Below are 24407 nucleotides of genomic sequence, written 5' to 3' on the forward strand. Positions count from 1 at the left end.
AAACACGATGAGCATCAAGGAATACCGCGTCGCCACGATCGACGACTTCGTTGGCCGCGAACTGGGACTATCTGACTGGGTCGTCGTCGATCAGGCGCGCATCGACGCCTTCGCCGCATGCACGGGCGACCGGCAGTGGATTCACGTCGATGTCGAGCGTGCGAAACGCGAGAGCCCGTTCGGCGGCACGATCGCGCATGGCTATCTGACGCTGTCGATGCTGGCGGCGCTCGCCATCGAGATCGGCCTGATTCCTGAGGACGCATCGGCCGGCCTGAACTACGGGCTGGACAAGGTGCGCTTCATGACGCCGGTGAAAGCAGGCGCGCGGGTGAGAAACCGCGTGACGCTGGTATCGGTGGAAAAGAAGGGCGGCGGCCGGATCATCGTCAAGACGATGAACGAACTGCAGATCGAGGGTGAGGAGAAGCCGGCGCTTATCGCCGAGACATTGGCGATGCTGGTCGCGTAAGCGACCGTGTCGACGAAGCTGATAGAGATGTTGGAGGAGCAGCAAGATGGCGGCAACTAACGAAAGAACTGCGGAAAGAACTGCGGAAAGAACGACGGAAAGAACTGCGGAAAGAACGACGGAAAGAACGACGGAAAGCAGGACGGAAAGCACGGCCCAAAGCACGGCACGGAGCGAGCAGCCGGACGACCTCGCGGCCTCGGCCGCGGAAGGGATGCTGGGACCGAACCCGTTCGTGGGGCTGCGTCCGCGCGATATTCTGGCAACCGCGCAGCAGATCGGCGTCCAGGCGCTGCGGCAACCCGCGTTGCTCGTGGAGCAGGAGGCGGCGCTCGCCCGCGATCTTATGGCCGTGCTCGGCGGCAGCGCGGACTGCACGCCGCCGCAAGGCGACAAGCGCTTCACCGACCCTGCGTGGCAGAACAATTCGCTGTACCGCATGGCGTTGCAAGGCTACGTCGCGTGGCGTAACGCGCTGACGGGGTTTGTCGAGCGCTCCGCGCTCGACTCGAAGAGCAAGGAACGCGCGCAGTTCGTGTTGTCGCTCTTCACCGATGCGCTGTCGCCGACCAACACGCTGCTCGGCAATCCGGCGGCGCTCAAGAAGATCATCGATTCGGGTGGTGCCAGCCTGCTGGGCGGCGTCAGAAACCTCCTGACGGACATGCTGCAGAACCAGGGCATGCCCGCGCAGGTCGACAAGACGGCGTTCAAGGTGGGCGAGAATCTCGGCACGTCGCCGGGCGCGGTGGTGTTTCGCAACGAGGTGCTCGAGCTGATCCAGTACGCGCCGGCCACGGAGCATGTGTACGCCCGCCCGCAGCTGATCGTGCCACCGCAGATCAACAAGTTCTACGTTTTCGACCTGTCCGACGGCAAGAGCATCGTCGACTACCTGGTGAAGAGCGAGTTCCAGGTGTTCATGGTGAGCTGGCGCAATCCCACCGCCGCGCAGAGTCACTGGGATCTCAATACCTATGTCGCCGCGCTCCTCGAAGCGATCGCCGCCGTGCGTGACATTACCGGCAGCGACGACGTCAACCTGCACGGCGCCTGCTCGGGGGCGATGACGATTTCGGCGCTGCTCGGCCACCTCGCAAGCCGTGGTGACAGGAGCGTCAATGCGGCCACACTGATGGTCGCCGTGCTGGACAATACCACCGACTCGCAGCTCGGTCTCTTTGCAACGCCGGAAGCCATCGCGGCCGCCAAGCAGAACAGCACGTCGAAGGGCGTGCTCGCCGGCGAAGAGATGGGCCGGGTGTTCGCGTGGATGAGACCCAACGACCTGGTCTGGAACTACTGGGTCAACAACTATCTGCTCGGCAAAGCGCCGCCCGCGTTCGACATCCTCTATTGGAACAACGACGCGACCCGGCTGCCCGCGGCGATGCATGGGCAACTGCTCGATATCTTCACGGGCAATCTGTTCAGCAAGCCTCGCGCGCTGACGGTGCTGGGTACGCCGGTCGACCTGTCCGAAGTGACATGCGACAAATACGTGGTCGCCGGCATGACCGATCACATCACGCCGTGGAAGGGCGTGTACAACACGGCGCGCACGTTCGGTGGCAACACGCGCTTCGTGCTGAGTTCGAGCGGTCATATCCAGAGTCTGATTAATCCGCCGGGCAATCCGAAGGCCAAGTTCTTCCTCAATCCCGATTTGCCGGCGAAGGCCGACGCGTGGCTCGCCAGTGCCCAGCCTGAAAAGGACTCGTGGTGGAGCAACTGGCGCACGTGGCTCGCGAACCGTTCCGGCGATCAGCGGCCCGCACCGGCGACACTCGGCAACCAGCGGCACCCCGCGGGGGTGAAGGCGCCGGGAACCTATGTCATGGAAGCATGACGTGCACCGTTGGCCGCATGGCGGCCGTCATTTTCTTAACGCAGTTTCTCTGGAGTAGCGATGATGGATTCAACCAATTCGAACAGCATTTTCACCGGGTATAAAAAGCTTATCGGACAGTTCAAGCTGCCCGGCATCGACGTGAGCGCGATCCTCGAATCGCGCCGCAAGGACATCGAGGCGATCGCCGAAGCCAACACGACCGCGCTGGCAGGCGTGCAGTCGCTCGCTCAGAAGCAGTCGGACATCCTCCGCACCACGCTGACCGAATTCCAGTCGCTCGTCACGCGCACCGCCCAGCCGGCAGGCCAGCCCGCCGCCAATACCGGCGAAGTGGTCCAGCAGACTCTGCGCAAAGCGCTGGTGGATATGCGGGAGCTTGCCGACACGGCTTACCGTGCGCAGTCGGACAGCTTCGCCGTGGTCACGAAGCGCGTCGCCGAGCACGTCGAGGAACTGAAGACGCTCCTTCAGCCGAAGAAGTAATGCGGCGCAGCCGATGTGGCCTGCCGACGCCTCGAATGAAGTATCCTTCCTGAAGATCATCCGGAAACGAGAAATGCACACGAGCCTCGAGTCTGCTTGCAGCATGCAGATCCAGATGATCGATCTGGACGGTCAGACGCTGCGTGTCGCCACGTGGCGTGGCAGCGACGCTTCGCCGCCGCTGCTCATTTTCAATGGCATCGGCGCGAACCTCGAACTGGTGGAGCCGTTCGTCACGGCGCTCGAAGATGTGAGCGTCATCATCTTCGACATTCCCGGCGTTGGCGGCTCGCCCGCGCCGCTCGTGCCGTATCGCTTTTCGACGTTGTCCGTGCTGACCGACAAGCTGCTGACGCGGCTCGGCCATCACGGGGCCGTCGATGTGCTCGGCGTATCGTGGGGCGGCGCGCTGGCGCAGCAGTTTGCGCGTCTGTATCCGGGGCGTTGCCGCAGGCTGATTCTCGCGGCAACTTCGCCCGGCGTCTTCATGGTGCCGGGCAAACTGTCGGTGTTGTCGAAGCTGATCGGGCCGCGTCGCTACACCGATCCCGCCTACCTGCAACAGGTGGGCGCGGAAATATATGGGGGCGCTTACCGGCGCGATCCGTCGCTGCTGAAGGCGCACAGCCGGCATATCCAGCCACCGCGCGGCCGTGGCTACGTTTATCAACTGCTGGCCGTTTCGGGCTGGACCAGCCTGCCGTGGCTCGGTGCATTGCGCCAGCGGACACTGGTCATGCACGGCAACGACGACCCGATCGTGCCGCTGGCCAACGCGAAGATTCTCGCCGCCCGCATCCGCGATGCGACGCTCTATGTGATCGATGACGGTCACCTGTTTCTCATCTCGCGTGCGAGTGAAGTCGCGCCTGTGGTGCGCCGATTTCTCCGCCAGGAGGCGAGTTGAGTTTTTTCGCGGACGGTGGCGATGGTGCGCGGCCTGCCACTGCTCATGCACGCGAAGACCACAAGGCAAGAGGCTTGCAGCGCATGCGGCGAACGGCGGTGTGCCTGCTCGTGGTCGGCGTGCTGCTGCACGCCGCCACACTCGTCGTCGCGCGGTGAAACGCGCGGCTGGACCCGCACTAACCGGCTGCAACCAGTCCCAGCGCCTGCGCGCGCGCAACGGCGTGCGCGCGCTTGTCCACTTCCAGTTTCACGAAGACGTTCTTGACGTGGGTCTTGACGGTTTCAGGCGCAATCCCGAGGGTGCGCGCGATCTCCTTGTTCGACTGCCCCTGGGCAATCAGCTCGACGATGCTGCGCTCCCGTGCGCTCAACGGCTCACGCTCGGCGTCGCGCGCTGGTTTGGCGTCGGGCTCGTACAACGCCCGCCAGCCATCCAGCAGACGATCGACATACGCGACGCTCTCCTTCGTCTGCGGACTGGATCGCGTGTCGTCGCGCACCGCACGCAGAAGCTGTCCGATTTCCGGCCCCTGGTCGAGAATCGAGCGGTAGATGCCGCGATTGGCGTTGAGGACTTCGCGAAAGATTGCGACGGCGCGGGTCTGTTCGTTCGCGCGCAACCAGACGAGCGCGAGCACGGTGCGCAAGCGTAGCGCGAGATAGTCGCCATGCCGGTTTTCCACGCTTCGTAAAGCGGAGGTCAACGATTCGACCGCTTCCTCTGTGCGGATCTCGACCATCGCCACCCAGGCCACCGCCATGGCGCGATAGGTTTCGATCTCCGGCGAGACGGAATGCGCGGCGGAGGAACGGGAGCCCACCAGCTGATCCAGTTGCACGACACATGCCGACGCTTCCGTCGTCCTCCCTTCGGCAAGATAGAGCCGCGCGCGCTCGACGAGAACGCCGGCAATCAGCCGGTCCCAGCCGCGTGCATAACCCAAAGCCTGCGCCCGATCGAGCAACGCATAGGCCTGCCGGGTGTCGGAGCGCGAGGCGGCGATCCGCACGAGCACGCGATAGGCGATCAATGTGCTATCGAGCAGAACCGCCAGATCGATCACCGGCATCAGATCGACAAGCAACGCTTCCGCTTCGTCGAGCCGCCCTTGCTCGTACCAGATCTGCGCAATCATCGGTGCGCACAGCGCGGCCGAGACGGATTTCGGACCGGCATGCCGCTCGGCCAGCTGTTTCGACTCGGTGAAATAGCGCTCGGCAAGCGTGAAGTGCATCTGCTGCATTTCCGCGTGGCCGAGCAGGCATAGCCGGTAGACCGAAGCGAAGACGTTGCGCTGGTCTTCCTCGAGCGAATAGGGGATCCACGGTGTCGCGTACAGCGCTGCGAGGTTGCCTGCTTTCCAGTGGCCGAAGCGCACGACGTTGGAGACGACGTTGGTGGTCCAACTGTCGGTCGACGGCCGCTCGAGACAGGCTTGTGCGATTGCAAGGGCGCGCGGCGGGTCGTCCTGCAGCGCGGCCACTACCGAGCGGATCGCCTGACATTCCCAGCGGATGTCATCGGGTGTGTCGCCCGCGGCGGCGCCGGCGTCGCGCTCGGTCGCATCCAGCATCGCGAGCGCTTCGTCGAAACGCATCGCGAGTGACATCCCCCACGCGATGGCGAGCGTGATCTTGATCTGTCCGCGCATCAGATGCGCCGGGAACTGCCGTTGCCAGCCGAGCAGCGTGAGCAGGTCGCCTTTCGTGACGAGCGCCATCGCGCAATGGCCCATCAGGGAGACGGCGTGTTCCGTATCGTTTGCGGCAAGCGCGTGCTTGACAGCGTCCGTCCATAGCTCCTGTGACGCGTACCACCGGCACGCGCGGCGATGCAGGTCCGCCACTTCATCGCGATGCTGCATTTCCAGCCGCCGCTGCAGGTACTCGCCCATCAGATGGTGATAGCGGAACCAGCGTCCTTCGATGTCGAGCGGTTCGAGCAGCAACTGGCGTGCAGCGATGGTGTCCAGCATGCCTTGCTCAGCCGCGATGCCGGTGACCTCTTCGCATAGCGACGCTGTCAGGCGGTCGAGTATCGACGTGCGCAACATGAACCCGACCATGTCGGCCGGCAAACGCTTGAGCATGTCTTCGAGGTAGGCGGCGAACGGCCGCGAAGCGCCGGACGGCACACTCACGTCCCAACCCGGCCTGGATTCGTCTCGCGAGAGCACCGAAGCGGAAATACGCAGCGCCGCGGCCCAGCCTTCCGTGCTCGCGAACAGTGACTTGACGCTGGCGGCGCGCATTCCGCCGGGGCATTCGTGTTCGACAAAGCTGCGGGTTTCGTCGAAGTTGAAACGCAGTGTCGACGCGTCGATTTCCAGCAGGTCGTTTCCTGCTCTCAGGCTGGCGAGCGGCAATGGTGGATCGCCCCGCGTGCAGATCACGACATGCACGTTCGACGATGCATTCGCGATGAAGTACGACATCGCGTCGTGAATGGCGGGCAGACTGATCAGGTGATAGTCGTCGAGAAACAGATAGACCTCGTCGTCGACCTCGACGAGTTCGTTGATCAGTGTCGATACGACCGGGTGCGCGGGCACGAGCGACGCCTCGCTTGTCAGGCTGATCGCGGACGCGCCGACGCTCGGGCACGCGTTACGCAATGCCTGTGCAAGGTGATGGAAGAAGCGCGCGGGTTCGTCGTCTTCCGTGTCGACAGAAAGCCACGCGACAAATGCGCCACCTGCATGCAGCCGGCCGAGCCACGTGAGCGCAAGCGATGTCTTGCCGAAGCCGGCAGGCGCCTTGATGACCGTGAGCCGTTTGTATTCCGCCTGCCGGCCAAGCGAGATGAGCCGTGGCCGCTCGATCAGTCCGGCGGGAAGGCGTGGCGGCAAGACCTTCGTCGCGAGGAAGAGGGGTGGCGGGTTCGGCGGCATCGCTGCTATCACGTGCATCGGCTGCTCCAGGCGCTCGGGTTGACCCTGACTGCCGTTCCCCATCCATGCAGTCTCGCTCCCCTGTAAGGGGGATATTGTGCCGCGCCGCACTGAGACACCATGGATACCAGCGCGGAGATCGAAATTCCACCACCGGCAACGGTGCGGCACGCCGGCTGGTCATGGGTGATTGCCCCTCGGCGGGCGCGACCTGAACCGGTGCGTTGCTCAGGAAATGATACGCCAACCAAAGGAGGAGACATGTCTGGCGCATTGGTTCGCATTGCAGTGCACAACCTCTGACCTGGGTCGAGTACTTCCGCAATCCCGAAGCCTCGGCGAAGAAGTGCAAAGACGGTTGGCTGCAGATGGGCGACGTCGTGCGCGAGGACGGGAACGGCTGGCTTTTCTTCGAGTATCGCAAAGGCGGTGGCATTCGCCATGACGGTGAGTTCATCAACCCGGCGGCTCAAAGCGAGTTGCGTCGTCACCTGGGTTGAGGTCGTTCCGGAGATTCCGAAGACCGCGTCCGGGAAGCCACTGGAACGCTATCTCGTCGACATGTTCGAGGAGCGGCGCGAGCGCGTCTTCACCGGGCAAGTGTGACTGCCGTGGCGAGCTGAACGCGACAGCATGTGCGCCGCCTCGTGAGCGGCCGGCACATATCCCCGGCATACGAAGCGACACCTTCGACCGACCCATCTGGCCGGCGGGTGGAGCCTTTTATCCAAAACGGAGCAGGCAATGAAAGTACTGGTTCCCATCAAACGCGTCGTCGACGCGAATGTGAGAGTCCGCGTGAAAGCAGACGGCAGCGCCGTCGACATCGCGAATGTGAAGCTGTCGATGAACCCCTTCGACGAAATCAGCGTGGAAGAGGGCGTGCGTTTAAAGGAAGCCGGCGTGGCGGCAGAGGTGGTCGTCGTGTCCTGCGGGGTGCACGGCTGCCAGGAAACGCTGCGCACGGCGATGGCGACAGGCGCCGACCGTGGCGTCCTCGTCGAGACCGAGGCCGAGTTGCAGCCGCTCGCCGTGGCGAAGCTGCTCAAGGCGGTGGTGGACAAGGAGCAGCCGCAACTGGTGTTGCTCGGCAAGCAGGCCATCGACGACGACGCGAACCAGGTCGGCCAGATGCTCGCCGCGCTGCTCGGCTGGCCGCAGGCGACCTTCGCATCGAAGCTGGGCGTCGAGGCAGGCAAGGCGACCGTGACGCGCGAGATCGACGGCGGACTCGAGACGATCGAGGTCGATCTGCCGGCCGTCGTGACCACCGATCTCCGCCTCAACACGCCGCGCTATGCGACCTTGCCCAACATCATGAAGGCGAAGAAGAAGCCGCTCGACGTCGTGACTCCCGATGCCCTCGGCGTCGACATCGCGCCGAGGCTGTCGACGCTGAAGCTCGCGGAGCCGCCGAAACGCGAGGCCGGCATTCGCGTCGCCGACGCCGCGGATCTCGTGGCCAAACTGAAGAACATCGCACACGTCATCTGACAGGAAGGGGAGAGACATGTCCATACTCGTTATTGCAGAGCATGACAATCAAACGCTGAAGGCAGCGACGCTGAACACCATCACCGCCGCCGCGCGTCTTGGGGACGAGATTGATGTTCTCGTCGCCGGATCGCAATGCGCGAAAGTGGCCGAACAGGCCGCGAACATCGCCGGCGTGAACCGCGTGCGGGTTGCCGATGCGCCGCACTACGCCCATCCGCTGGCCGAGAACCTGGCCACGTTGATCACTACGGTTGCCGCCGAATACAGCCACGTGCTGGCGCCCGCCACCACAACCGCGAAAAACGCGCTGCCACGTGTGGCTGCGTTGCTCGACGTCGCGCAGATCTCCGACATCGTTGCAGTCGAGTCCGCCGATACGTTCGTTCGCCCCATCTACGCAGGCAACGTGCTGGCGACGGTCCGAAGCGCGGACCCCATCAAGGTCATCACCGTCCGCACGACTGCCTTTGCGGCGGCGCCTGTTGAAGGCGGCACCGCGGCGATCGAACCGCTCGCGCCGACCGTCGAGGTCCCGGGCTCGCGCTTCCTGAGCCAGCAATTGACCCGCTCCGGGCGGCCCGAGCTGACAGCGGCGCAACGGGTGATTTCCGGCGGCCGGGGCATGGGCTCCGGCGCAAACTTCGCGCTGTTGGAAGACATCGCCAACAAGCTGGACGCGGCAGTCGGCGCGTCGCGCGCAGCCGTGGATGCCGGCTTCGTGCCGAACGATTATCAGGTGGGCCAGACCGGCAAGGTCATCGCGCCGCAACTTTATATCGCGGTGGGCATATCCGGTGCGATCCAGCATCTGGCCGGGATGAAAGACTCGAAGGTGATCGTCGCGATCAACAAGGACGAGGAAGCGCCGATTTTCCAGGTCGCCGATTACTGGATCGTCGGCGATCTCTTCAAGGTATTGCCCGAGTTGTCCAGTGAACTGGACAAGCTGCAACAGAACTGATGCTGGAGTCGATGATGAGCACTTATATTGCACCCCTGCGCGACATGCGCTTCGTGATGACGGCTCTGGGCACGATCGGCTCGAATTTGCAGACAATTATGGAAAGCCCGGCTTCACATCGAACAGATGTGGCTTTATATCATTGTTTCTTGCGGCGACATTACATATCGATGTAATGCAAAATGCCTCTTTCGGCGTTATTGTGACGATTTGGATGGCGACGCTTTGTTGTCGCTTCTCGACGCGTCGTAAAGCTGGCGTCACATCTTTTAGTGCGCGCGAGGGAAAAACGCATCGGCCTATCTGCAAGGTGTAACACGATTCCAACAACAGGGACTGCTTTGAAACGGCACACTCCACTCGCCAGAGGCAGATGTCCAAAGCGCGCAATCGGCATGGCCGCGATTTGCGCGACTCCGTTGTCGGGGTGCGTGAACGCGCCGTCCATTGGCGTGCTCGGCGCGTACTTTCCGGACTGGCTGTTCTGTATCGTCGCGGGCGTTGTGCTCGCGGTCGTCATTTATCTGATTCTTAAGCGTTTTCAGGCCGACCATCTGCTGGGACCTTCAGCAGTGGTGTATCCCACGCTCGTCACATTCCTCGCACTTGCTGTCTGGTTGATGCTGTTCCAGCATTGAATCTCCTTCAGGACCGATGCAATGGCGACGACTGCCAACAAGACAAAGAACAGAGCATGGCCGGCCATCATCCTGGTCGTGGCGACGCTCTTGCTGCTGGTTTTCGTCATCCGCCAGCTGGACCGCGCGCCGCGCACCGACGACGCCTACGTCTACGCGGATACGATCGATGTCGTGCCCGAAGTCAACGGCCGTATCGTCGAGCTGGCGGTGCGCGACAACCAGGCGGTGAAGCAGGGCGATCTGCTGTTTCGCATCGATCCGCGTCCGTACCAGGATGCGCTGACGCGGGGCAAGGCGTCCCTGATCGCGCTCGACCACCAGATCGAACTGACGCAGCGCACGGTCAATGCGCAGCAGTACAACGCGCAGTCGGTGCGCGCCGCTGTCGAGCGCGCGCGAGCGGCGGCCGGCCAGGCGTCCGACACGCTGAACCGCATGGAGCCGCTGCTGTCGCATGGTTACGTATCGGCGGAGGATGTCGACCGCGCCCGTACCGCGCAACGCGCCACCCAGGCCGAACTCAGCGCCGCGCAATTGCAGGCGCAGCAGGCGGCAGCGGCTGTGAGCGGCGTCGACGCGCTGGTCGCGCAACGTGCCGTCGTCATGGCCGAGATCGCGATTGCTGAGCTGAACCTCGAATATGCGACCGTGCGGGCGCCTTTCGACGGACGTGTCGTGTCGTTGAAGACCTCGCTGGGGCAGTTCGCGTCGGCGCTCAAACCGGTCTTCACGCTGATCGATACGCGCAACTGGTACGTGGTCGCGAATTTTCGCGAGACCGAACTCAAGGGCATTCGCGCGGGGACGCCCGCCACGGTCTACCTGATGATTGATACAGGCCAGCGCTTCCAGGGCACCGTCGATTCAATCAGCTATGGCATCGCATCCGACGAAGGCGGCCTGGCGTTGCCGGGCGGATTGCCACGCATCCAACGCACGCTTAACTGGGTCCATGTATCGCAGCGGTTCCCGGTGAAAATCCGCGTCGACAAACCGAACCCGGAACTGTTTCGCGTCGGAACATCGGCGGTGGCGGTGCTGCACCCCGGGCGCGGCAGCGATGGCGCAGGCCACTAAGGGACGCCACTGAGGAACGCCACTGAGGAACGCCGATGGCTGCCGCCGACTACCTGCCCGCTATGCCCGTTATGCTGCGCGATGCCGGCGCTTTCCTCGCGCGCGAGCTTGCGCCTTTTCCGGGGCGCCTCAACGTGATGTTGCGCTGCATGCTGACGAGCGCCATCGTGATCGTCGTGTCGATGGCGCTCGAGGTGCCGTCGCTCGCGCTGTCGCTGCTGGTGGTGTTTTACGTCACGCAGGCCAACGTGGTGGTGACGCGGCTGGTCGGCCTGATGTTCATCATCGGATCGACGCTTGGCATCGGTCTGTCGATCCTGCTGCTGAAGTTCACGTTCGATTACCCGTTAGTGCGCATCGTCGTCGCGAGTCTGCTGTTCTTCGGCAGCGTGTACCTGTTACGGGTTCTGAAAATCGGCGTCGTGTTTTTTATCGTCGCCATCGTCATCATCTACGTGCAGAGCTTCGTCGACCAGACCGATCAGGCCGACCTGCTGATCCGGACGGTGCTGTGGGTCTGGGTCGCCGTCAACTATCCGATCGCGCTGACGCTCGTGGTCAATACGCTGCTGTTGCCCGCCGAACCGCAGTTGCAACTCAAAGCGGAAATCCATCGGCAACTGACGGTGCTGCAAGCGCGGCTGACGCAACTGATCGACGGCGGCACGAACGCCGCGCCGATCACGCTGGCGGAGGTCCAGCAAGGCGCGCTGACGCTGCAAAAGCTGCTGCGGTTCACGACGATGCGTGACGCGCACTATCGCGAGCATCAGGCGTTGCAGCTTGCGTGCATTGCCACGGTGTCGCGCCTCTATCGCGGCGCGAGCGAATTGCCCGTCAGCGGGCCGGGCCCCTCGGCTGCGCAAGCGATGTTGCGCGAGCTGCGCGCGAACTGCACGGCGCTCGACGAAGCGGTCATGAGCGGCGAGCCGTATCGCTACGTGCGCACGGCAACCCCTGAAGAGCGCGCTGCCGCCGATACGTTTCCCGCCGCAGCCGAATTGCAGCGCGCGCTGCACGCATTCGCGGATCTCGTTGCGAGCGGCGCGGCACCCGGTGCCGCTCCCGATAAGCCGCCCGCGAGCGAGCCGATGGTCGTGCCCGACGCATGGACCAATCCGGCGTACCTGCGCTTTTCGCTGAAGACGCTGCTGGCCGTGCTGGTCTGCTATGTGTTCTACAACGCGGTCGACTGGCAGGGCATTCACACGATCATGCTGACGTGCCTGATCGTCGCGCTGCCGAGCCTCGGCGCATCGATGCAGCGGGCCTTGCTGCGCGTTGCCGGGGCAGCCACCGGCAGTGCGCTGGCGCTGTTCATGGTCGTGTTCGTGATTCCGCACCTCGACGACATTGTCGGGCTGCTGCTGATGAGCTTGCCCGTCATCGCGCTCGGCGCGTGGCTAGCCGCCGGTTCCGAACGGATCGCCTACGCGGGCATCCAGGTGGTGTTCACCTTCTCGCTCGCGTTGCTCGAACAGTTCTCGCCGACCACCAATCTCACCGAAATCCGCGACCGGATGGTTGGCATTCTGCTGGGCGTCGGCGTGGCGACCTTCGTGCAGATGTCGTTCTGGCGTGAGGGCGAAGGCGACGTGCTGCGGCAGAAACTCGCCACGATGCTGCGCGCCATCGCCGCGCAACTGCCCGCGCCACGCCAGGGCGTCGAGATACCGGATCAATTGCCCGCTGCGCAGCGTCAGTTGCAGGCATGGGCCGCGCTGGCCGATTGCGAGGCGACGCTCTCGCGCGTCGCACTCGAGCCCAGCTGGCAGGAAGGCGAGCAGGCGCAACTGACACTGCGCGCGCAAACCGTCCTTGCGCAAGGCCGGGAGATCATGCTCGCCGGCAATGCGCTGAGTAGCACGCTGGCCGCGCAAGCTGGTTCGGCAAGTCCGCAAATCGACCACGCAGCGCGCGCCGCGCAGGACCAGGCCTGCGCGGAAATCAACCGATATGCGGACGACCTTGCCGCCAATCCGCCCGTCGCCCACGCGCCGCGACGGGTCGACATCGCCGCGCAGCCCGCCGAAACCGCCGACATGCCGCTGATCGCCGCAGCGCAAGACCTGGCGCGACAGGTAGCGGGGCTACCCGACTGGCGCCTCGAGGCTCCCGTCACGGCGTCCTCTTCAGAGGCTGTCCAGACATGAACGCGCACATGAACGCGCGATCCGGTCTCCGCGTCAGATCGTGGCGTCGCTGCGCCCTGTGCATCGCGTGGTCGTTGTGCATCGGCCTGCCGGGTTGCGCGCTGATCCACAAGAACGGCACGCCGTATGCCGAGATTTCGCCCGAGCAGATCAATCTCGCCGACGACATCCATCTTGCGCGCGATGGCTGGCCCGCCGCGCGCTGGTGGAGTCGTTATCGCGACGAGCAGCTCGACGCGCTGATCGATCAGGCGCTCGCCGATGCGCCGACGATGGTGATTGCGCGAACCCGCGTCGCGCAGGCGAAGTCGGACGTCGAGCTGGTCAGAACGGGGTCGAGCCTTCAGGTGGTGGCGCTTGCCTTCGTGGATCGCGAGCATGTTTCCGCGAACGGCTTTCTCGGCCCGTTCGCGAAGAACGAACCGGAGTTGGGGCTGACGGGCCCGTGGTACACCGAGGGTGTGGTCGGGCTGGGCGCCAGTCTGAACGTCGACATCTGGGGCAAGCAGCGCGCGCAGGTCGCCGCGTCGCTCGGCGTAAGCAATGCGCGGCTTGCTGAAACGTCCGCCGTCGAACTCGAAATCTCTGCCGACGTCGCGCAGTTGTACTACGGCATTCAGACGACTTACCAGCTTATCGATCTGCTCAACGAGTCGCACGAGGTAGCGGAGTTCTCGGTGCAAGCACACGACGCGCGGGCGGTGCGCGGCCTCGAGCCCCGAACCCAGCTTGAGGAAGCCCGTGCGCAGCAACTGGCCATCGAACGGCAGATCGTTGCAGCGCAAAACCAGATACAGCTGTATCGCGAATCGCTGCGAGCGCTGGTCGGCACGGGACCCAATGGCTTGCCTCCAATCGAGCCTGTCGCGTTGCCGCGCTCGCACGCGGCCTTGCCCGCGACGCTCTCTTATGAACTCCTGGCCCGGCGGCCCGATCTGCAGGCGATGCGCTGGTACGTGGCGGCATCGTTCGACCGGATCGATGCGGCGAAAGCGGCGTTCTATCCGAGCTTCGACATCAGGGCATTCTTCGGCTACAACGCATTGCATCTGTCCGACCTTTTCACGCATGCGAGCCAGCAGATCAACCTGATTCCGGGCCTGACTCTGCCGATTTTCGATGGTGGCCGGCTCAACGCGAACCTTAGCGGCGCGCGTGAGGGCAGCAATCTGTTGATCGAGCAGTACAACCAGGCCGTCCTCAATGCGGTACGCGATGTCGCGCAGACGGGCAGCCGTCTGCAGGCCCTCGATGCGGAGACCGCGTTGCAGAAGCAGCGGATCGAATCGGTTGCGTTCGCGCGGGACAGCGTTGAAGCGCACTATCAGCGTGGCCTCACTAGCCGCCTGGCGGCGCTCGAGGCACGTCAGCCGGTGATCGCCGAACAGGTCGCGCTGCTCACGCTCCGCGCTCAGATGCTCAGTCAGGAGATCGCGTTGACGAAGGCGCTCGGCGGCGGCTATCGTGCCGATCCGCCCGTCGAACTCAAGCCGCGTTGAACGCGCAAGTGAGCAGGGCGTGAGCGGGTTTCAGAACTGCTGCGCGCGTAGCGAGTCGAATTCCGCGCGGCACACGTCGCCAAACTTGCCGAGGATGTCGATCGAGCCATCCGCGAGCATTTCGCGAATCTCGATGAAGGTCTTGTCCGGCGCAAGGTAAGTGTCCACGATCTTGCGTCCGATCACGTCGGCTTCATCCGCGACTTCGCGCGATGACCAGACCCGCATGCGGCCGATCTTCGCATAGAGGTTGCCGAGCGCAGGGAGATTCGGCTCGTTGTGTTGCAGCGCGTCGACATAGCAGTTCGTCGCTTCTTCAATGAACTCCTTGTAGAGCTCCTGCCGCCGGGCGCGGTCATGCGCCCGCCACTCCGCGCGAACCTGGGTGCGTTGGGTCAGCCATGATGCAAGTACCGATGTCAGGCCGCCAATCGCAGCGCCGACAAGTGCAGCCAGGGCGGAGATGACCGACGGATTCATGGGGCATCCTTTGGTTTTTGGTTTCCATTCACGCTCATACATATTAGTGCCGGCGCGTGAACTTCTCAGGTTGGCATGCTGATGTCGTGAGCAGAGATGGGTGAAGCCGAAGGAAACGTGTTTCGTCGCGATCGGCAAAGCGCAAGCAGTTGTCCTTTTGCGCATTGAGGAAGAGTTGACCCGCGGCACGGCATCCTCACAGTCATGAGCCCAGTCGGTCGATAGATATTGCTCGTCTGATACGTGGCGCGCGCGGAATTGGATGGATTCGTGATGGTTGCGGACATGGACAAGTTTTTGTGTACGAGCACTGAGAGCACGTCGAGCGCGGGCTTATTCCGGATTATATTTGACATAATATAAATTATCACCGGACATGGTTGTAGTAGCATTTCTAGAAATGCCGTGAGTGCATCCACGTAAAGTGCATCGATATCACCACGTAATTTCCGTTGGTAATCGCTCTCTGATTTCCGACGCGATTTAGGTGAATTGAGCAAGTCCGATTTTTCGGGTCCACGGCAAGCAGTGAATTCAAGTCTCGCGTAGCGTCAGTTCGACATGCTTGAGGCGCCGTATGATTCGCTCGACGAACTCCAGTGTCACGTGCGGCAAAGCACGCTGATTCGGGACGATGATGCCGACCGTGAGCGCGTTCACGTTTTCATCGTCGAGCGGACGCCACACCACGTCGCCGCGCGACAGTTCGTCGAGGAAAGCCAGTTTGGAGAAGAACGAAATGCCCCGGCCGGACGCAATCAGCCGCTTGAGGAGTGTCGTGGAGTTGCAGGTCACGCTGGGTTGCAACGATTCCCAGTACTCGGGGAAGTCACTCGTGACAACGCCCTGGATCGGCGAGCGGCCCTCGAGCCGCAAAAACGCATGGTTGCGGCACTCGTCGAAGCTGATTCGCTCCGTCTTCGCGAGCGGATGCGAAGACGCCATCACGACGCCCGGCGGCAGCGGCACTTCCGCCACAACATCAAGACCCGCGGGCAGCCTGGTGATGTATGAAATGCCGATGTCGTACTCGCCACTCACGAGCCGCGGCGGCACATCGTGCGGCGGCACCGCGACGATCGAATAGGTCACGGCCGGATAGACGTCCGAGAATTCCTCGACCGTGGCCGGCAGAAAGTCCACGAACAGCGAGTCCATCGCCGCGACCGACACGTGCCCCTTGCGTTCGCCCTTCAGATCGTCGAGTTCGCTGCGCATCAGATGGAAATCGTTCAGCGTCGCGCGAATGTGCTGCAGCACGCGTTCGCCGGCCGCGTTCAGGCGAATGCCGTTCGGCAGCCGGTCGAACAGTTCGGTTCCCATCTCGGCTTCGAGCTTCAGGATTTGCCGGTTCACCGCGCTGGACGCGACATAGAGATTCTGTGCCGCCTTTCGGATCGAACTGCACCGCGCCACTTCGACAAAATATTTCAGGACGTTCGCATGCATCGTGTTGCCTCAATTCGTGGCCCGCACCGGCCACGCCGCGACCTCGGGATGATCGCAGGCTACCCTACCCACGTCGCAAGCGCCACCCGGTGAACCGAGGGCGCTCACCCGCGCGCCGAAGAATTCACGGTTCACGGCGGCGAACGACGCCTCCGCGGGCGGGAGTTCTTCGTCGTGAAAGATGGCCTCGGTCGGGCACACCGACACGCACACCCCGCAACTGATACATTCCTCGGGATGAATGTAGAGGGTGCGCCCGCCTTCATAGATGCAGTCGACCGGGCAGCATTTCACGCATGCACCGTCTTTCACGTCGATGCAAGGCGAGGTGATAACGCAGGCCATCAGCGTCCGCTCCAGCAAGGCTGGCGCTTTTCCTGGAAGGCGCGCACGCCTTCGTGCGCGTCCTCGGATTGAAGTGCGGTAACCAGCGCGGGCAGCCGCAGCGCCTGCGCTTCCGCCGCCGACAGCGTGGCGGTGCGCCTGACCACCTGCTTGATTGCCTGCAACGACAACGGCGCGCACGCCAGCACAGCGTCGACCCAGCGTTGAACAGCGGCATCGAGTTCGGCGCGCGGCACGACCTCGTTGACGAGGCCCATGTCAAGCCCTTCGCGTGCCGAAACCCGCCGGCCAGTCAGAAGCATCGCCATCGCCTGGCGATACGGAATCTGGCGTTGCAGCAGGGTCATGCCGCCGTCGAGCGGCATCCGGCCGACCAGCGCCTCGGGCAAGCCGAAACTCGCCTCCTCGCACGCAATCACGAGATCGCACCCCAGCACCATTTCGAAGCCGCCACCGAGCGCATAGCCATTGACACGCGCGATCACCGGCACATTGAGGGTCTCGCGTAGCGCAATGCCACCGAACCCGCCGGGACGCGGCGCGGCCCAGTATTCAAGGCCGCTCATCGACGGGTTCTTCAGGTCCGCGCCGACACAGAACGCCCGCTCGCCCTCACCGGTCAGAACCACGGCGCGCACGTCGCGGTTATGCTCCAGTTCGGTCCAGATGCGTTGCAGTTCGGCTTCGGTCACGAGGTCGACGGCGTTGAGCGCCTCCGGCCGTGCGAGTGTCACGGTGGCGACATGCTGATCGACAACAAGGCGTACGCTCATGCCGCCTCCGTGGCGACACCGCCGCACAATTGCTGAAGCACTTCCTCGGTGTGCTGCCCGAGCTTCGGCGGCGCGCGCCGCAGGCCGACCGGGGCGAGCGACAACTCGATCGGACTACCGATGAAACGCACCGGCTGCCCTTCGCCCTCGCCTTCGATGATCAACTGGTTATGCACCGTCTGCGGATCGACGAGCGCTTCGCGCAGATCGCGCACCGGCGCGCATAGCAGATCCTGCTCGTCGAGGCGCGCCAGCCAGAAGTCACGCGTATTGGCCGCGAAGCGATCGCGGAAGATGCCTTGCAGCACCGCCTTGTGGACGAACTGCTGTTCGAGGTTGCGAAAGCGCGGATCGGCGGACAGGTCGTCGATTTGCAGCGCTGCGCAGATGTCGCGCAACGGGTTTGGCTTGAAGGCGCCGACCAGCACGAGCGCACCGTCCTGCGTGTCGAACACGCCGGAGAGCGGCATCGCGGCCCAGTTCACTTCCGAGTCGGCCATCATGATCATCGCGGCCTCCTGCATCTGCATGGCGAGCATCGAGTTGTAGAGCGACACGTTGACCTTTTGGCCTTCGCCGGTGCGCTCGCGATGCAGCAACGCGAGCAGAACGCCCTGCACCATGTGCATGCCGGCCGAATAGTCGGCGAGCGCCGTCGGATACACGGAGATCGGCAGCGAGTCGTCGGCGCGGCGCGCCATCACGCCGCTCATCGCCTGCGCGAGCACGTCCTGTCCGCCCTTGTGCGCATACGGGCCGGTTTCTCCAAAGCCCGATCCCGCCGCGTAGATGATCCGCGGATTGAGGCGGCGGCAATCCTCATAGCCGATGCCCATGCGGTCCATGACGCCCGCGCGAAAATTGCTGGCGACCACATCGGCCTCGGCGATCATGGTCTTGAGCGCCGCCATCTGTCCGGCGTCGCGCAGATCGAGCGCCACGCTGCGCTTGTTGCGGTTCAGACTGCAGAAGATCGGGTTGTCCGCGCCGGCCACCGGCTCGAACGTCGAGCGGCTCAGGTCGCCCGCGCCCTTTCTCTCGACCTTGATGACATCCGCGCCGTAATCCGCGAGCATCTGGGTACAAACCGGCCCCATCATGACCTGCGTCAGATCGATGACGCGCACGCCGGCGAGCGGCAAGTCATGGGTCTTGTTCGTGTTGTGCGTGACACTCATGCTGCCTCCCTCGCATCGACGTGAACGGCGAGCGCCGGGACGTCGGCGTTGCGGCCGGTCTGGTCACCGGGATCGGCGCCTTGCGTGCGCAGTGTCTTTTGCAGCGCGCGCACATCGACGTTACGCACCGATACGCCCGCGCCGAGCGCAAGCGCGGCGGCCACGCCGGCGGCTTCGCCCATGGCCATGCATGGCGGAATCTCGCGCGACATCTTCTGTGCCTGCGAAGTCGCCGAGTAGTGCCGCCCTGCGACCAGCAAATTGTCGACCTGCTTCGGCAGCAGCACACGATACGGCATGTAGTAGTCACGCCCGCGTGCAATGCTGTCATCGAAACGGGTGCGTTGCGCGAGGTCGTCCTTGGTCATCACATATTCGCCTTCGAGCAGGCGCGTCTGGCGCACGCCCGTCTGCGGCGCGACGTCGATCACGTAAGCGTGCTCGAAACCGGGTAACTTCTCCCGCACGAAATCGACTACCGCGTGAATGTGCTTACGGCCCTGTACTTCCGCACGTGTCAGGTCTTCGGGCTTGAGTCCGTCGAGACCGGCCATGTGCGGGCAGTTGCACCACACCACGCCCGGCAGCGGCGTCTTGAGCCACCAGTAACCCCACGAGCCGCCAAGAATGCGCTTGATCTGGCGATCGAGCGCAGCAAACGCTTCCGGCTCTTCGGCTTCGAAGCGCTCGGCCGCGTCGGTATCCACGCCGCCGAGGCGGAACACCGTCGTCGTAATATAGGTGCCGCCCACATGCGGCACGCCCGCCGACGCCGCGACATCGAGGTCGCCGGTCGCGTCGATCACGACATCGGCGAGGATCGCTTCACGGCCGCTCTTCGTATCGCAGATGACGCCTTTCACCTCGCCGTCCTCGACCAGCGTGCGTGAGAACCACGAGTGCAAACGCAACTGGATGCCGAGCGATTCCACCATTTCAAGCGCCACGCGCTTCATCGCATCTGGATCGAACGCCGCCGCGAAGCACACGGGATGCGGCGTTTTCTGGCTATGGAAATCGAACGTGCCCCACCGGCCCCACTGACGATACGCGGCCGGATCCTCGCCCCATTCGTGCGAGCGCGGGAACATCGCGAGCTTGCGCGCCGCCATGCGCTCGATGAAGGTCATGCAGGTGCCGCGCACCGAAATTTCCTGAAGGTGGCTGTCCCACATGTCGTCGAGCACCAGTACCATGCCGCCCGAAGCAAGGCCGCCGAGGTGGTTGTAGCGCTCCAGCAGGATCACCTGCGCGCCGTTGCGCGCCGCGCCGATCGCCGCCGACAGGCCTGCGGGACCGCCGCCGACCACGACGACGTTTGCCTTGGCCGCCACGCGCACATCGCGCGCGGGTTCCTGAATCCAGTCACTGATCATGTTCATTTCGTCTCCTATCGGAACGGGGTGTGTCGCTCGTTATCAAAGGGCGTCGGGTTGCCACCGGATGAGCCAGCGCTCGAGCACAGCGATCACGAGGAAAAAGAGGCCGGAGAGGACGGCGCTCATGATGATCGCCGTGTACAGCAAGGCCGAATCGAAGCTGTAAGTCGCCTGAATGATCATCGCGCCGATGCCTTGCGTCGCGCCGATCCATTCGCCAACCACTGCGCCAATGACGGACATGGATGCGGCGATGCGCAGCGCAGAGAACAGATAGGGCAGCGATGCGTAGAGGCGCAGCTTGAAGAAGATCTCCCGCTTGCTTGCCGACAGGATCTGCATCAGTTCCATGGCCTGCGGGTTCACCGCCTGCAGTCCGCGGACCATATTCACGAGCGTCGGAAAGAAGCAGACGATTGCCGCAATCGTGATCTTCGGCTCCAGTCCGTTGCCCATGATCAGCACGAGGATCGGTGCTTTGGCAACCACGGGGATCGAGTTGATCATCACCGCGACCGGGTAGAAGATGTCCTGCAACGTCTTGTTGTGCACGAACACTGTTGCGAGCAGGATCGCCGCGAGATTGCCGAGCAGGAAGCCCGCGGATGCCTCGATGGCGGTCGGCACCAGGTTCTGCAGCAGCACGTCGCTCTTGCTGAAAAGCGTTTGCAGTACGAGCAACGGTGACGGCGCGATAAACGGCTTGACGTGGAAGCCCGCCACGATCGCCCACCACGCAAATAGCAGCCACGCGACACCGAGCGCGGGCAGGATGCGCGCGCGCCACACGCGTTGACGACGGCGCGCGAGCCAGGCCTGCGCTTCAGGATCGGCCGTCTGGGACGACAGGTTCAATTGAATGTCGGACGTGGCCATCAGCAGGTCTCCAGTACGCGCCGCAGATAGGCGGCGAGTTCGACAAATTCGCGGCTCTCGCGAATATCGAGCGTGCGGTCTTCAGGCAGCTTCACCGGCACGATCTCCTTCACGCGGCCAGGGTTGGCCGCCAGCATCAGCACGCGCTGACCGAGAAACGCCGCTTCATAAATGCTGTGCGTGACGAAGAGCGTCGTGAGGCCCATCTCCTTCCACACCCGGCGCAGTTCCTCGTTCAGACGGTCGCGCGTGATTTCGTCGAGTGCACCGAACGGCTCGTCCATCAGCAGCACTTTCGGATCGCTCACGAGGGCTCGCGCAATCGCCACGCGCTGCCGCATGCCACCCGACATCTCATGCGGGTAAGCGTCCTCGCGGCCCTTGAGACCAACGAGCTCGAGCAGTTCGCGCGGCGTGGCGCGGCCCGCACGAGCCTTGCCGCCCGCAACTTCAAGCGGCAACTGCACGTTCTGGATCGCCGTGCGCCACGGTAGCAGCGCCGCATCCTGAAACACGAAACCGATGTCGCGGCGCTCGCGTGCCATTTGCGGCGCGGCGCCGAGCACACTGATCTCACCACGGCTCGGCTTGATGAGATCGGCGACTACCCGCAGGAACGTCGACTTCCCGCAGCCCGAAGGACCCAGCAAGGTCAGGAACTCGCCCGCAGCAACGTCGAGGCTCAGCCCTTCGATCGCCGTCACGCTGCGCCGCTCAGTGAAGAAGCGCACGTTTATGTTGCGGCAGCTGATCGACAGCCCCGCCTCTGACGGCACGCCGAAAGGCGCACCGGAGCGCTCCGCGCGCGGCGGATTCATAGTGGCAGCATGCATGGATTACACCGTGAGGCGGGAAGATTGGGTGGCCTTGAGCACGTCCATCGTCATGACGTCCTCGACCTTCGGCTGATGGGTACGGAACTGACCGAGCTGGCCAAACATCGTGAGCTGCTCCTCCCAGACCTTCGCGTCCATCGTGCCCCAACCTTGGGTTTTGGTGGTCTGGTCGAACGCGTAGCTCATCAGCGAATCGATCGCGACCCGCTCATCGGTACGGTTCAGATTCGGGTATTCCTTGACTAGCAGATCGACGGCCTGGTCACGATGCGCATTCGCGTAGGTCCAGCCGCGCGCCGTTGCCCGCAGAAAGCGCGCGACAGTGTCGGGATGATCCTTGAGTGTATCCGTCCTCGCGTAGTACGGCAGCGCATAGAGGCGCACACCTGTATCCCACAGACGCAAGTCGACACGTTCCGCGCCGAGCGGCTTGAGGGCCGTGGTGTTGGTTAGCCAGCCCGTCACCGCGTCGACCTGACCGCTCAGAAGCGGCATCATGTCAGCGCCGATCGGCACGATGTTGACCTGGCTCTCGGGGATCTTGTTCTTCGCCAGCAACGCCTTGAGGAGCACCATGCCCGTGGACTGGATGCCGATGCGCTTGCCGATCATGTCGTGCGGCGTACGGATCGGATTCTTCGCAAGCGAAAAGAAACTATAAGGGTGCTGCTGAAGACCGACCGCGATGCACTTGATCGGCAGACCCTCTGAGACCGCCAGCATGATCGATGGACTCGATGAAATTTCGCCGGCCTCGCACCGCCCCGAGGCGACGATCGCGACGCCATCGATGTTCGGTCCGCCGGGCTGGATATGGAAATCGATCCCCTCCTGCTCGTAGTAGCCGAGGCGTTTCGCCACCACTTCGCCGACCTGGTTGCCGCCCGGCACCCAGCCGAGCTGCATGTTGACGGTTGTCCTGTCGCCCGCGAACGCACGCACCGAAAGCAGTGCACCCGTTGCGGCCATGCCGCCCGCCGCCAGTGTCATCCGCAGCAGACGCCGGCGAGCGGCGTTCTCGATTTCTGACATCTCTATCTCCGAGGGTCCTTCATGGGTTCAAGGAATCTGGTCTTTTTTGTTCGCGGGGTTGCCGGTTGAACCCATTCTCAGCAGCCAAAAGTGTCCCCACAAGCATTAATTTTGACGCCCAGTGATGCCGAAATTAGAGCACTAATACGACGCACGATCTGCGCGATAGCCGCGAAACCGTGCGCAATTCGTGCGCCTTTGGTGCATCGACGCGCGAAAAATTCGTTCACCGGGAGTCAAATTCAGTGCTAGGCGGCGCGAATTTTGTTCCGCAAGAATCTGCCCGAACACGGTGTAAGCGCAAATTTTTGCCCACCGGGTGACAGCCCGCGTTCACATTCAAGCCGCGGTGACGCAGGCGGACAGCGGAGCAGGATGAAGTTTGCAAAAGAGTCGTTCAGTCAACCGTTCACTTCGTGATCCTAATTCACCAAACGGTTCACATACTCATTTTCACGTTTGCATGCAAGCACCCAGGGGAATCATGAATCGACGTGTCTTTGTTGCCGCCGTAGCCGCACTTGCCTGCCAGGTCGCATCCGCCCAAAGCAGCGTGACGCTGTATGGCCTGATCTCGACGGGCATCGTCTACGCGAACAATCAGAAAGGAACCGACAAGCAGGGGCACGCCACCTGGCAGTTCGCAAGCGGGCCGATGCAGACGCCTCGCTGGGGCATGAAAGGCGTGGAAGATCTCGGCGGCGGCCTCGCGGCAATCTTCACGCTGGAAAGCGGCTACAACGTGGGCAACGGCACGATGTCGCAAGGCGGGCGGTTATTCGGGCGGCAGGCTTTCGTCGGTCTATCGTCGAACAACTTCGGCACGGTGACATTTGGGCGCCAATACGACGAAGCCGTCACGCTGTGCGTGTTCTCGTCGGCGTGCCAGTTCGCGGCCTACGGCGCGCATATCGGCGACAATGACAACGTGTTCGACACCTTCCGCATCAACAACGCAGTGCAGTACAAGAGCGTCGAATACCGGGGCCTCCAGTTCGAAGGGCTGTACGGTTTTTCGAACAAGGCGGGCGGCTTCTCGGACAACAGTGCGTACAGCGCGGCCGCGCAGTACCGAAGCGGGCCGCTGTCGCTTGGGGTGGCATACCTTCAGGTCGACATGCCGAATGACCCCAACAATCCCAACGGCGCGGTGGTCGGCGACTACGGGTTTTCATCGCCGTTCGTGACGAATCCGGCTACCGCTTCCGGCGTGAGCAAGCAACGGATGTTCGGTGCGGGCGGCGCATGGGCGTTTGGATCGGCGAAACTTTCGCTGCTCTATACCAACGTGCGATTCGAATATCTCGATGCCTCCCGTCTCACGCTTCAGAACGCCCAGATTTCACTGACCGATTATGTGCGGCCTGATCTTTTGCTCGGCGCCGCGTACATCTTCACGACCGGACAATATCACCCGCAGGACAATAGTCCGAAGTGGCATCAGGTGAACGCCGGTGTCGACTACCTGCTCAGCAAGAGGACCGATCTGTTCCTTGTCGGCATTTATCAGAAGGCAGCCGGCGACGCGCAGTACGCGCAGATTTACACGCTATCGCCGTCCACCACCAAGACGCAGGTTTCCGCTGTGATCGGCTTGCGGCATAAGTGGTGAGCTTTAGACCAA

The 24407-nt window shown here is 63.2% G+C and carries 23 protein-coding genes; 13 read left to right on the forward strand and 10 right to left on the reverse strand.

Translation table 11 applies throughout. The annotated features are described in order from the left end of the window. The first annotated feature begins 7 nt into the window (after positions 1-7). From HV744_RS14755 to HV744_RS14775, 5 genes are all read left to right on the forward strand, one after another. The gene (locus tag HV744_RS14755; protein WP_175150219.1) at positions 8-472 is read left to right on the forward strand and encodes a MaoC family dehydratase; all 465 of its coding nucleotides are present in this window, start codon (positions 8-10) and stop codon (positions 470-472) included. A 214-nt stretch (positions 473-686) separates the two neighbouring features. Then, positions 687-2321 (forward strand): alpha/beta fold hydrolase, encoded by a 1635-nt coding sequence (locus tag HV744_RS14760; RefSeq protein WP_246279047.1) that lies wholly within the window; start codon positions 687-689, stop codon positions 2319-2321. Positions 2322-2384: 63 nt separating this feature from the next. Then, a complete protein-coding gene (locus HV744_RS14765) occupies positions 2385-2807 on the forward strand; it encodes a phasin family protein (protein WP_175150291.1) in 423 nt (140 codons plus the stop codon). Positions 2808-2880: 73 nt separating this feature from the next. Then, on the forward strand, positions 2881-3714 hold the full coding sequence (gene phaZ, locus HV744_RS14770) for a poly(3-hydroxyalkanoate) depolymerase (protein WP_175150221.1): 834 nt from the start codon (positions 2881-2883) through the stop codon (positions 3712-3714). Continuing rightward, positions 3711-3872: a hypothetical protein gene (locus tag HV744_RS14775; RefSeq protein WP_175150222.1), complete on the forward strand. Its 162-nt coding sequence runs from the start codon at positions 3711-3713 to the stop codon at positions 3870-3872. The genes phaZ and HV744_RS14775 overlap by 4 nt, the downstream gene beginning before the upstream one ends. Positions 3873-3892: 20 nt before the next feature. On the opposite strand, the gene HV744_RS14780 is transcribed toward HV744_RS14775, so the two are convergent. Then, positions 3893-6625: a winged helix-turn-helix domain-containing protein gene (locus HV744_RS14780; protein WP_175150223.1), complete on the reverse strand. Its 2733-nt coding sequence runs from the start codon at positions 6623-6625 to the stop codon at positions 3893-3895. Between the two features lie 350 nt (positions 6626-6975). Between HV744_RS14780 and HV744_RS37995 the strand changes: the two genes are divergently transcribed. The 7 genes from HV744_RS37995 (at position 6976) to HV744_RS14815 (ending at position 14435) form a co-directional block, all read left to right on the forward strand. Then, positions 6976-7107, forward strand: a complete 132-nt coding sequence (locus HV744_RS37995) for a hypothetical protein (RefSeq protein WP_281363647.1) — start codon at positions 6976-6978, stop codon at positions 7105-7107. A gap of 244 nt (positions 7108-7351) precedes the next feature. Next, on the forward strand, positions 7352-8101 hold the full coding sequence (locus tag HV744_RS14785) for an electron transfer flavoprotein subunit beta/FixA family protein (RefSeq protein ID WP_175150224.1): 750 nt from the start codon (positions 7352-7354) through the stop codon (positions 8099-8101). Between the two features lie 16 nt (positions 8102-8117). After that, positions 8118-9065, forward strand: a complete 948-nt coding sequence (locus HV744_RS14790; RefSeq protein ID WP_175150225.1) for an electron transfer flavoprotein subunit alpha/FixB family protein — start codon at positions 8118-8120, stop codon at positions 9063-9065. Positions 9066-9460: 395 nt separating this feature from the next. Next, complete coding sequence (locus tag HV744_RS14800) at positions 9461-9703, forward strand: YtcA family lipoprotein (RefSeq protein WP_175150227.1); 243 nt, start codon at positions 9461-9463, stop codon at positions 9701-9703. Between the two features lie 21 nt (positions 9704-9724). Next, complete coding sequence (mdtN, locus tag HV744_RS14805) at positions 9725-10783, forward strand: multidrug transporter subunit MdtN (RefSeq protein WP_175150228.1); 1059 nt, start codon at positions 9725-9727, stop codon at positions 10781-10783. Between the two features lie 35 nt (positions 10784-10818). Next, entirely contained in the window at positions 10819-12936 is a 2118-nt protein-coding gene (locus HV744_RS14810; protein ID WP_175150229.1) for an FUSC family protein, read from the forward strand. 8 nt (positions 12937-12944) lie between these two features. Next, complete coding sequence (locus tag HV744_RS14815) at positions 12945-14435, forward strand: MdtP family multidrug efflux transporter outer membrane subunit (RefSeq protein WP_175150230.1); 1491 nt, start codon at positions 12945-12947, stop codon at positions 14433-14435. 30 nt (positions 14436-14465) lie between these two features. On the opposite strand, the gene HV744_RS14820 is transcribed toward HV744_RS14815, so the two are convergent. The 9 genes from HV744_RS14820 to HV744_RS14860 all read right to left on the reverse strand — a co-directional run bounded on the left by HV744_RS14820 (position 14466) and on the right by HV744_RS14860 (position 22783). Beyond that, positions 14466-14915 (reverse strand): hypothetical protein, encoded by a 450-nt coding sequence (locus tag HV744_RS14820; RefSeq protein ID WP_175150231.1) that lies wholly within the window; start codon positions 14913-14915, stop codon positions 14466-14468. Positions 14916-15449: 534 nt separating this feature from the next. Next, the gene (locus HV744_RS14825; RefSeq protein WP_175150232.1) at positions 15450-16364 is read right to left on the reverse strand and encodes a LysR family transcriptional regulator; all 915 of its coding nucleotides are present in this window, start codon (positions 16362-16364) and stop codon (positions 15450-15452) included. 9 nt (positions 16365-16373) lie between these two features. Beyond that, the gene (fdxA, locus tag HV744_RS14830; protein WP_175150233.1) at positions 16374-16709 is read right to left on the reverse strand and encodes a ferredoxin; all 336 of its coding nucleotides are present in this window, start codon (positions 16707-16709) and stop codon (positions 16374-16376) included. Further along, entirely contained in the window at positions 16709-17482 is a 774-nt protein-coding gene (locus HV744_RS14835) for an enoyl-CoA hydratase-related protein (protein WP_175150234.1), read from the reverse strand. Before HV744_RS14835 ends, fdxA begins: the two co-directional genes overlap by 1 nt. Next, the gene (locus tag HV744_RS14840; protein WP_175150235.1) at positions 17479-18660 is read right to left on the reverse strand and encodes a CaiB/BaiF CoA transferase family protein; all 1182 of its coding nucleotides are present in this window, start codon (positions 18658-18660) and stop codon (positions 17479-17481) included. Before HV744_RS14840 ends, HV744_RS14835 begins: the two co-directional genes overlap by 4 nt. Further along, positions 18657-20042, reverse strand: coding sequence for an FAD-dependent oxidoreductase (locus tag HV744_RS14845; RefSeq protein WP_175150236.1), 1386 nt, complete (start codon positions 20040-20042; stop codon positions 18657-18659). Before HV744_RS14845 ends, HV744_RS14840 begins: the two co-directional genes overlap by 4 nt. A 36-nt stretch (positions 20043-20078) precedes the next feature. Further along, the gene (locus HV744_RS14850; protein ID WP_175150237.1) at positions 20079-20915 is read right to left on the reverse strand and encodes an ABC transporter permease; all 837 of its coding nucleotides are present in this window, start codon (positions 20913-20915) and stop codon (positions 20079-20081) included. Continuing rightward, positions 20915-21748, reverse strand: coding sequence for an ABC transporter ATP-binding protein (locus tag HV744_RS14855; protein WP_217469124.1), 834 nt, complete (start codon positions 21746-21748; stop codon positions 20915-20917). Before HV744_RS14855 ends, HV744_RS14850 begins: the two co-directional genes overlap by 1 nt. Before the next feature lie 3 nt (positions 21749-21751). Next, positions 21752-22783, reverse strand: coding sequence for an ABC transporter substrate-binding protein (locus tag HV744_RS14860; protein ID WP_175150238.1), 1032 nt, complete (start codon positions 22781-22783; stop codon positions 21752-21754). 484 nt (positions 22784-23267) lie between these two features. Here HV744_RS14860 and HV744_RS14865 point away from each other — a divergent pair, with 484 nt between their 5' ends. After that, positions 23268-24395, forward strand: coding sequence for a porin (locus HV744_RS14865; protein WP_175150239.1), 1128 nt, complete (start codon positions 23268-23270; stop codon positions 24393-24395). The last annotated feature ends 12 nt before the right edge of the window (positions 24396-24407 follow it).

Source organism: Paraburkholderia ultramafica, assembly GCF_902859915.1.
Lineage (GTDB): Bacteria > Pseudomonadota > Gammaproteobacteria > Burkholderiales > Burkholderiaceae > Paraburkholderia > Paraburkholderia ultramafica.

Coding starts and splice junctions, on each gene's coding strand:
- HV744_RS14850 (WP_175150237.1), bottom strand. CDS start 20,915: ATGGCCACGTCCGACATTCAATTGAACCTGTCGTCCCAGACGGCCGAT.
- HV744_RS14825 (WP_175150232.1), bottom strand. CDS start 16,364: ATGCATGCGAACGTCCTGAAATATTTTGTCGAAGTGGCGCGGTGCAGT.
- HV744_RS14785 (WP_175150224.1), top strand. CDS start 7,352: ATGAAAGTACTGGTTCCCATCAAACGCGTCGTCGACGCGAATGTGAGA.
- HV744_RS14810 (WP_175150229.1), top strand. CDS start 10,819: ATGGCTGCCGCCGACTACCTGCCCGCTATGCCCGTTATGCTGCGCGAT.
- HV744_RS14760 (WP_246279047.1), top strand. CDS start 687: ATGCTGGGACCGAACCCGTTCGTGGGGCTGCGTCCGCGCGATATTCTG.
- HV744_RS14820 (WP_175150231.1), bottom strand. CDS start 14,915: ATGAATCCGTCGGTCATCTCCGCCCTGGCTGCACTTGTCGGCGCTGCG.
- HV744_RS14800 (WP_175150227.1), top strand. CDS start 9,461: ATGGCCGCGATTTGCGCGACTCCGTTGTCGGGGTGCGTGAACGCGCCG.
- HV744_RS14765 (WP_175150291.1), top strand. CDS start 2,385: ATGGATTCAACCAATTCGAACAGCATTTTCACCGGGTATAAAAAGCTT.
- HV744_RS14845 (WP_175150236.1), bottom strand. CDS start 20,042: ATGAACATGATCAGTGACTGGATTCAGGAACCCGCGCGCGATGTGCGC.
- HV744_RS14855 (WP_217469124.1), bottom strand. CDS start 21,748: ATGCATGCTGCCACTATGAATCCGCCGCGCGCGGAGCGCTCCGGTGCG.
- HV744_RS14860 (WP_175150238.1), bottom strand. CDS start 22,783: ATGTCAGAAATCGAGAACGCCGCTCGCCGGCGTCTGCTGCGGATGACA.
- HV744_RS14790 (WP_175150225.1), top strand. CDS start 8,118: ATGTCCATACTCGTTATTGCAGAGCATGACAATCAAACGCTGAAGGCA.
- HV744_RS14840 (WP_175150235.1), bottom strand. CDS start 18,660: ATGAGTGTCACGCACAACACGAACAAGACCCATGACTTGCCGCTCGCC.
- phaZ (WP_175150221.1), top strand. CDS start 2,881: ATGCACACGAGCCTCGAGTCTGCTTGCAGCATGCAGATCCAGATGATC.
- HV744_RS14755 (WP_175150219.1), top strand. CDS start 8: ATGAGCATCAAGGAATACCGCGTCGCCACGATCGACGACTTCGTTGGC.
- HV744_RS14780 (WP_175150223.1), bottom strand. CDS start 6,625: ATGCACGTGATAGCAGCGATGCCGCCGAACCCGCCACCCCTCTTCCTC.
- HV744_RS14835 (WP_175150234.1), bottom strand. CDS start 17,482: ATGAGCGTACGCCTTGTTGTCGATCAGCATGTCGCCACCGTGACACTC.
- HV744_RS14815 (WP_175150230.1), top strand. CDS start 12,945: ATGAACGCGCGATCCGGTCTCCGCGTCAGATCGTGGCGTCGCTGCGCC.
- HV744_RS37995 (WP_281363647.1), top strand. CDS start 6,976: ATGGGCGACGTCGTGCGCGAGGACGGGAACGGCTGGCTTTTCTTCGAG.
- fdxA (WP_175150233.1), bottom strand. CDS start 16,709: ATGGCCTGCGTTATCACCTCGCCTTGCATCGACGTGAAAGACGGTGCA.
- mdtN (WP_175150228.1), top strand. CDS start 9,725: ATGGCGACGACTGCCAACAAGACAAAGAACAGAGCATGGCCGGCCATC.
- HV744_RS14865 (WP_175150239.1), top strand. CDS start 23,268: ATGAATCGACGTGTCTTTGTTGCCGCCGTAGCCGCACTTGCCTGCCAG.